At 69.5% G+C, this 7463-nt stretch carries 7 protein-coding genes; 2 read left to right on the top strand and 5 right to left on the bottom strand.

Annotated elements, in window-relative coordinates:
• Positions 1-40: 40 nt before the first annotated feature.
• Both ACFV61_RS32710 and ACFV61_RS32705 read right to left on the bottom strand, forming a co-directional pair.
• Positions 41-448 carry a hypothetical protein gene (locus ACFV61_RS32710; protein ID WP_380495626.1) on the bottom strand — a complete coding sequence of 136 codons (408 nt, stop codon included), beginning with the start codon at positions 446-448 and terminating at the stop codon, positions 41-43.
• Between the two features lie 385 nt (positions 449-833).
• Entirely contained in the window at positions 834-1226 is a 393-nt protein-coding gene (locus ACFV61_RS32705; RefSeq protein WP_380495623.1) for a ribosomal protein L7/L12, read from the bottom strand.
• Positions 1227-1551: 325 nt separating this feature from the next.
• Here ACFV61_RS32705 and ACFV61_RS32700 point away from each other — a divergent pair, with 325 nt between their 5' ends.
• Positions 1552-2214: a hypothetical protein gene (locus ACFV61_RS32700; RefSeq protein WP_380495620.1), complete on the top strand. Its 663-nt coding sequence runs from the start codon at positions 1552-1554 to the stop codon at positions 2212-2214.
• Between the two features lie 93 nt (positions 2215-2307).
• On the opposite strand, the gene ACFV61_RS32695 is transcribed toward ACFV61_RS32700, so the two are convergent.
• From ACFV61_RS32695 to ACFV61_RS32685, 3 genes are all read right to left on the bottom strand, one after another.
• The gene (locus ACFV61_RS32695; RefSeq protein WP_380495618.1) at positions 2308-3798 is read right to left on the bottom strand and encodes a S1 family peptidase; all 1491 of its coding nucleotides are present in this window, start codon (positions 3796-3798) and stop codon (positions 2308-2310) included.
• 102 nt (positions 3799-3900) lie between these two features.
• Complete coding sequence (locus ACFV61_RS32690) at positions 3901-5424, bottom strand: trypsin-like serine protease (RefSeq protein ID WP_380495616.1); 1524 nt, start codon at positions 5422-5424, stop codon at positions 3901-3903.
• Positions 5425-5513: 89 nt separating this feature from the next.
• Positions 5514-6035 (bottom strand): hypothetical protein, encoded by a 522-nt coding sequence (locus ACFV61_RS32685; protein WP_380495614.1) that lies wholly within the window; start codon positions 6033-6035, stop codon positions 5514-5516.
• A 534-nt stretch (positions 6036-6569) separates the two neighbouring features.
• On the opposite strand from ACFV61_RS32685, the gene ACFV61_RS32680 reads away from it, so the two are divergent.
• Positions 6570-7463, top strand: an 894-nt coding sequence (locus ACFV61_RS32680) for an ALF repeat-containing protein (protein ID WP_380495612.1), incomplete at its 3' end; no start/stop codon positions are given.

Genomic DNA, 7463 nt, shown 5'->3' with positions numbered 1-7463 from the left:
CTCCCCGGCCCGTGCGGCCCGCCGCCCGCAGCCGGCCCGGCTACGCGGTGCCGACGGTGAGCCGGGTGATGCTCCCGACCACCTCGGTGTCGGTCGCGTCGAGCAATGAGGCCCGCACGGCCGCCGTGTCACCCGCGACGTAGCGGCTCTGGTTCAAAGTCGTGACCGGGACGGTCACTTCGACATTCGCGCCCGTGCAGTTCGGGGTGAAACGGGCGTAGCCAAGGGCGCCGGACGTACGGTCCTCGGCGGTCGCGGTCGCGGACGCGACGAAACCGCCGGCGTCGCAGGAGTACGCGATGGTGACGTTCACCGTCGCCGAGGCGCCACCGGAAACGGTCGTGTCGTCGACCCGCACCCCGGTGCCGGCGTGCGCCGGGGCCGCTGCGAGCACCGGCCCCGCGAGCAGTACGGGTACGCCGAGCAGAGTCACGATCCTGCCGTTCACGATGCCCCTCCCAATGCCGATCGCCGGTGTCACACCGTCGACGACGGACCGGTCAGGCGGCGGTCGATCCCGGAGTCCTTCCCGGGGTGATACGCCGGGACCGGCACCACCGGCAGCGTCACCGCCGTGACCTGCAAAAATGACCTGACCATACATCATCAATACTAACTGACAAGGAAGTTGACTCAGGTCACGGAGTCACTCCACCTGACCTCTGCGGCGCCGCTGGACCCGTCCTCCGCCCGCGCGGCCGCCGCCAGATAGCCCGGCGGCCTCGCAATCCGGCCTGGCACCCACCCCACCCCGTCTCGTCGCGCTGCGACAGCGAGGACCGTAGGCCACCGCCGCCCCGATGTGCCTGGCCTGTGTACAGGTGACAGGGAGCTCAGGTGCCGTGGTGGGCGGTGTGCCCGGGAAGGGGGCCGTAGGCGGTGCAGTAGCCGCAGTCGCAGGTGGTGAGGGAGTTGGCCTGGCAGTGGGCGGTGGGCCAGGCCCAGGAGGTACAGGGCCCGGGGTCGACGGGGGTACCGTCGTCGGGCAGGGTGCGCCGGCACCAGTCGCACCGGACGGAGGCGGGCACGCCGGCCCGGCGCAGCTGGCGGGCTGCGGGGGCGGCGATCTCGAACGGAACGTCTTCCCGTATGGTGGCGGGTGCGCTGTCCAGGAGCTGCTTGCTGTGCCACAGACTCAGGCCGGTGACCGCGCGTACCGCCTTCAGGGCCGTCGCCCCGCCAGGCGAGCCACCGCTCACCACGATCGTGAACTGCGGATCCTCCACGAACCCCCCTTGGTCGGTCAGTGTCGTGTCCGGTGCCAGTCAACCGCCCGTGCCCGCGCCCGGCCACAGGTTTTCCACACCGGCCGCGCCGTCAGACCCCAACACCCGGCCGTACCCGGTACGCGGTGCCGTAGCTGATTGCGTGACGTGGCGAGCTCTGCCTCGTTGTGCTATCCGGACCGTGCGGCGACGGTCCCGGCTGTGCTCTCTCGGCCCGTGAACGAAGAGCAGCGAAGCCCGAAGGTGCTCCGCATCCTCGCCGGACTTTGTGACCCCGATTCGCTCTGCGCGTCGGATCACGGGGCCGGTGTGAGAAGAGTGAGCAGTGCCCAAGGACCACGCACGCAAGAAGGAAGTACGACGCCGCATGAAGGAAACAGACCGGGGCTACCAGAGCACCGCGCGGGAGCGCCACCAGGAGAACGCCCACGACATGAGCGACAGCTCGTCGCTGCCGAACGCAGATCGCCGTGAGGACTACATCGACGCACTGTGGGACGCCGATCTGCCCCAGAAGGTCAAGGTGCTGCTGTACGAGCTGGCGTCCCGCCTTGACGTGAACGCCTCCGATTGGACTCCGGACAATCACCACGTTCGCTTCGGCGAGGAGGAACTCGCCAGCGCGGTGGGACTCGATATCGAGGCCGCGAACCTGTGCCGCTACCTGGCGATCGAGGCGAATTGGCTGGTGGAGGTCAACGACGAAGTGGTGGAGCTCCGCCAGCCGCACGAAGACTGGAACACCTTCCAAAGCGCCTTGGCGGGGCTCAAGAAACCGATCATCGATCAAGGCCGTTACCGCAGCTGTCTGGACGCCCTCGCAAAGGAGGTTGAGCGTTTGCGGACAGAGCCGATGATGTCCGTCCGCCGCATCCAGGAGGCCATGGTGACCGTCATCGGACACACCTACCTGCCCAAGTGCATCGGCGGAGAGCTCAGCAAGAACACCATGGGGCTCGGCTCAGGGCACCAAGCCGGCGAGCTGTAGTCCCGCATCGCACGGCGAGATGAGGTGGGTCACCCGCACCCGGTGACCCACCTTTGGCGGCCAGGAGGTGCTGCTGGCCGGGGTGGAGGTGGTTCAGCGGCCGGGGACGACGATGCCCTGGGTCGACCTGCCGTTGCCGCTCCAGTCTCCCGTGACCGGGAACCCGCTGTCGCCGTAGGAGACGAGGGTGGTGGATCCGTCGGCGGCGGCGCCGCGGAAGCGGAATACACTGCCGGCGGCGTGGTAGACGCCGACCTGGGTGGTGCCGCTGCCGTTCCAGTCTCCGGCGATGGGTGTGTCCCCCCGGTCACCGAACCTGAACGTGATGTCGGCCTCGCCGTCGTGGATGGAGTTCACGAGGTAGAAGGTGGCGGTGTCGGGGTTGAACAGCCCCGGGGTGTCGAAGCCCTTGTGTGTCCAGTCTCCGGCGATCGGCTTCCAGTTGCCGCCGTCGCCGAGCCTGAAGGACGTCACGGTGCCGTCGTGGTGGCGCAGGTGGAACGCGCCTGTGCTGGGGCGGTAGATCCCGACCTCGCTGGTGCGTCCGCCGTCCCACCGGCCGACCACGGGGACGTCGCCCGGATTTCCGAACCCGAAGTCGGTGCTGCTGGGGCCACCGTCGAGCGAGTTCGTCAGGTAGAAGTGGGCGGTGGTGGGGTCGTAGGCGCCGGGGGTGTCCCCGCCGATGCCGTCCCAGTTGCCCGTCAGCGGCAGCATCGGGCTCCTCCCGAAGTCGAACGTCGCCCGGGTGGAGAGATCCGACTGGGCGGAGTCGGAGAGGAACCAGCGCAGGACGCCGGGTGCCTGGGGCGGCATCGTGCCGGACCGGACGAACTTGATCCAGTCGACGAGGTCGTCGGTGCGAGTGCTCACGGCGCCGTCGCGGGCGGTTTCGGTGCTGCCGAGGCAGCCCTTCTGCCAGGAGGTGCTGCTGACGGCGACGAGTTGGACGGTGCCGCCCGTCTCGCGAACGGCGGGGCCTCCGGTGTCGCCCTTGCAGACGGTCGCGCCGGCCGGTGCGACGCCCGTGATGGCGATGCCGGTGGCGGTGACCGCGTTCACGCCGAAGGTCGCGCTGTGGAGTTTGTCGGGCACCCATTCCGTCCGGGTCCGGCCGTAGCCGACGACGTGCAGGGTTTCACCCTGGACGGGTGCCCCGGTGGCGACGGACAGGGGAGTGATGTCGGTGACGGGGGCGGCGAGCCGGGCCAGCACGAGGTCGCGGTCGGTGCGGGGGACGAGTTCGGCGACGTCGCGGACCTGGCCCGTGGTGGTGGGGTCGGTGCGGCCGAGGGTGACGGTGGTCTTGAGTGCGGGCGCGCCGGCGGGCAGGGCCGTCGGCTGGTCGGGGTTGTCGGCGAAGCAGGAGGCGGCGGTGATGACCCAGAACGGGTCGATCAGGGCGCCGCTGCAGGCGCGTCTGCCATCGCCGATGTCGATCTTGGCGGTGAACGCGTAGGAGCCGGTCGGCGCGATGTCACCGCTGACGGCGGGCGCGGGCGTGCCGGTGAGCAGGGCACTGGTGAGGACGGCGGCGGTGACAGCCCCGGTCGTCCAGGCGGTACGTGAGCGTGAGCGAAACATCAGGATCTCCCCCTGCCGGCCTTGACGGTTTGTGAGCCTCGACGGTCGAGGAACTGCGGACACGGGCTGAGGGGTACAGGGCCCTCGGGTGGTCGGCTACGGTCACTTGGGTGCCCGGCGGACCATGATGGACCAGTCGGACCAGCCTGCGCCGTTGGCGTTGGATGCGTGGGCCATGAGGCCGGTGATGCGGGCGAAGACCTCTGCGGTCTTGGTGTCCGGGTTGTAGGCGGTGGTGGGGCTCTCGGTGAACTTCCAGTCGCCGGTCATCGTCCAGGATCCCCAACCGGTGGTACGGGTCCAGGTGGTGCGGTACAGCGATCGGTCCGTGCCGGTCGCGAAGAGTTCGAGGGCGTTGCTGACCGGGTTGTAGACCACGGCGGGGGTGCCGGCGAACTTCCAGTCGCTGGGGCCGATGAGTGACCAGGTGGACCAGCCTGCGCCGTTGGTGTTGTAGATGTGGGCCATGGTGCCGTCGACGGTCAGGGCGAAGACCTCTGCGGTCTTGGTGTCCGGGTTGTAGACGGTGGTGGGGCTGTCTGTGAACTTCCAGTCGCCGGTCATCGTCCAGGATCCCCAACCGGTGGCACGGGTCCAGGTGGTGCGGTACAGCGATCGGTCCGTACCGATCGCGAAGAGCTCAACGGCATTGGTGACCGGGTTATAGACGACGGCGGGAGTGCCCGTGAAGTGCCCCCCGGCGCCGATCGTGAACCAGCCGGACCAGTCTTTGCCGTCGGTGTTGTAGTGGGCGTTGGTCATGGTGCCGTCGGTGGTCAGCGTGAAGATCTCTGCGGTCTTGGTGTCTGGGTTGTAGACGGTGTTGCGACCCCCGGTCCGACTGGCCATCACAGCGGACCATGCTGAGGTGGTCTGTTGGATCCAGGTGGCGAGGTCGTCGGTGCGGGTGTCGTAGGCGCCAGTGTGGGTGGTTTCGGTGGAGCCAAGGCAGCCGTTCTGCCAGGAGCGGCTGTTGAGGGCGGCGAGTTCGTAGTGGTCGCCGGCCGGTCGTAGTGCGGGGCCGCCGGTGTCGCCCTTGCAGACGGCGGCGTCCGCGGGGGACTTGGCGGTGATGGCGAGGCCGGTCGGGTCGACGGCGCCGACGGTGAAGGCTGCGCTGTGGAGCTGGTCGGGCACCCACTCGGTCTTGGTGCGGCCGTAGCCCGTCACCCGTAGTTCCTCACCGGCGGTGGGGGCGGTGGTGGACAGGGCGAGTGGGGTGATGTCGGTGACGGGGTTGGCCAGGCGTGCCATGACCAGGTCGCGGTCGGTGCGGGGGACGAGTTCGGCGACGTCGCGGACCTGGCCCGTGGTGGTGGGGTCGGTGCGGCCGATGGTGGCGGTGGTCTTGAGTGCGGGTGGGCCGGCGGGGACGGTTGCCGGTTGGGCGGGGTTGTCGGCGAAGCAGGAGGCGGCGGTGATGATCCAGTACGGGTCGATCAGGGCGCCGGAGCAGGCGCGTGTGCCGTTGCCGATGTCGATCCTTGCGGTGAACGCGTAGGAGCCGGTCGGCGGGGTGTCACCGCTGACGGCGGGCGCGGGCGTGCCGGTGAGCAGGGCACCCGTCAGGGCGGCGGCCGTGACGGCCCCGGTCGTCCAGGCGGTACGTGAGCGTGAGCGAAACATGGGATGACGTTCCTTCGTTGCCGTTGCGACCGGTGGGTGACTCTGTAACGGGTCGGTGCCCGCCCGGCAGTGGCCCGGCGGGCGCGGGGTCAGCCGGTGACGCGGAGTTCGACGAGCATGGTCGACTTCTGGCCGGCGCCCTCGCCGACGCCGGTGATCCCGCCCTTGGGGATGTCCACGGTCTGGGCGACGCCGTCGGCAGTGAGGTTGGCGCGAACCGCGCGGTCGTTGGTCTGGATGAGGAACGTCTGCGGCAGTTCGAGGGTGAGCTGGCCGACGGTGCCGTTCACCCGGAAGCAGACTGAGGGACCGCCGGCCGGGTTGGGGACGGCCCGGCTCCAGAGCTGGATCTGGGTGGCGGTGTTGCAGTCGGCGAGGAGGATGTGGCCGTCTCCTCGCAGGAGCTTCAGGCTCGGGAAGGGGCTGGCGCCCGGGTAGCTGAAGTCCTCGACCGCCGGCGGCGGGGTCGGGTCGGCGGCCGCGGCAGCCGGGGCGGCGGCGGGCCGGGTGGCGGAGGAGGAGGAGTCGGCCGAGGCGGCGGCCACGGTGGTGAAGGTGACAACGGCGGCAAAAGCGGCAGTCGTCAGCCGGCTGAGCGTGCGGCGGCTCATCCGATTCCCTTTCTGGGCTGATCATGCAGACAGATCTGTAGATGCCAAAAGTATCGAGGATGCGTCCGTTTTCGCCTGGAAACTCAGGGCGCCGGGACGCGAAGAACGCACCGTCCACCCTGAGGGGATCATCAAGGAAAAGTCAAGGGTCACTATTGTGCCTCGACCCTGAATATCGCCGACACGTGTGGAAATCCGTGCATGGCGCCCCATAAGGCCCGATGTCCGGCAAGGTTTGGCCGCCTACCTCACCCGTCCCACCAGGAGCAGGGGCCCCGGTTCTGTGAATCCGGAACTCCTGTCATCGGCTCGGGACTGGAGCGGGGAACTCCATTTTCGGACCCTGGTTCCGGCCGCTCGAAATATTTCTGCCAGGGGTGGACCGGGCCCATGAATTCGTGCTCTTCTTTCACGTAATGCCAATAGCCAGGCCGTGCTCGAACGAGGCCTGAGTGAGATCCGGGGGGTTTTCTCATGACGCAGGGGTGGGGCGGTTATGCCATGCGCAGAAGGCGACGCCGAGTACTGGCGGGCATGAGCCGGGTGTGGCTGGGGATGTTGCCGCTGGCCCTCGTCGCGGGGCTGCTGGGGACGAACCCCGCCTCGGCGGCCGGCGGCGACGGGCAGCCGGTGCCGCTGACGGACCGCGCCCGGGTGGTGGCGTTTTGGAAGGACGGCGGTCCGGCGGTCAAGGCCGCGGCCGAGACGGCGCTCACCAGCTCGGACGGCGGGGCCGTACAGAACTTCCTGAACAACGGTCGGTCGGCTGCCCAGGTGCAGGACGACCAGGTCAGCGCCGCGCAGATCTTCACGCTGGGCGGGGCAGCCGTGCGGGAGGCGGCGCGCAAGGCGCTGGTCGGCACGCCGGACGAGCTGCGCACCTTCCTGGAGGGTGGCTGGCAGGAGCCGCTGAAGGCCGATCAGCAGGTGAAGGCCGCCTCGCTGATGAACGGTGCCGGGGCGGGCGTGCAGGCGGCCGCGAAGACAGCGCTGAACGGCACGGCCGACGACGTGCAACTGTTCCTCAACGAGGGCCAGTACTCCGCACGCGAGGCCGATGACCGGGTCAAGCTCGTCCAGATCCTCAGCGACGGCGGCCCCAACACCCAGGCGGCCGCGCGCCTGGCCATCAACGGCTCGATCGACGACGTACGCGAGTTCCTCACCGTGGGCGTGCACGTGGCCCAGGCCCGGGACGCCGAGCGCGCCACCATCGCGCAGTTGACGCAGCAGGCCAAGGACGCCTCCGCACAGGCGGTGCGCGAGACCGAGGCTGCGAAGGAGTCCTCCGCGCAGGCGGTGGCGGCCTCGCAGCTGGCTAAGGAGTCGGCCGCGAAGGCGGCGGCCGAGACCGAGGCCGCCCGCAACGACACAAACGCTGCGGGAGCGGCGGCCGGCCGCGCGGGCGCCGCCCCGGGGCCGGCGCCG

It is taken from the genome of Kitasatospora sp. NPDC059817 (genome assembly GCF_042731835.1).
Classification (GTDB): domain Bacteria; phylum Actinomycetota; class Actinomycetes; order Streptomycetales; family Streptomycetaceae; genus Kitasatospora.
Note: the sequence above shows the minus strand (reverse complement) of the source record. Positions and strands in the feature narration are given on the sequence as shown.

Coding starts and splice junctions, on each gene's coding strand:
- ACFV61_RS32695 (WP_380495618.1), bottom strand. CDS start 3,798: ATGTTTCGCTCACGCTCACGTACCGCCTGGACGACCGGGGCTGTCACC.
- ACFV61_RS32685 (WP_380495614.1), bottom strand. CDS start 6,035: ATGAGCCGCCGCACGCTCAGCCGGCTGACGACTGCCGCTTTTGCCGCC.
- ACFV61_RS32690 (WP_380495616.1), bottom strand. CDS start 5,424: ATGTTTCGCTCACGCTCACGTACCGCCTGGACGACCGGGGCCGTCACG.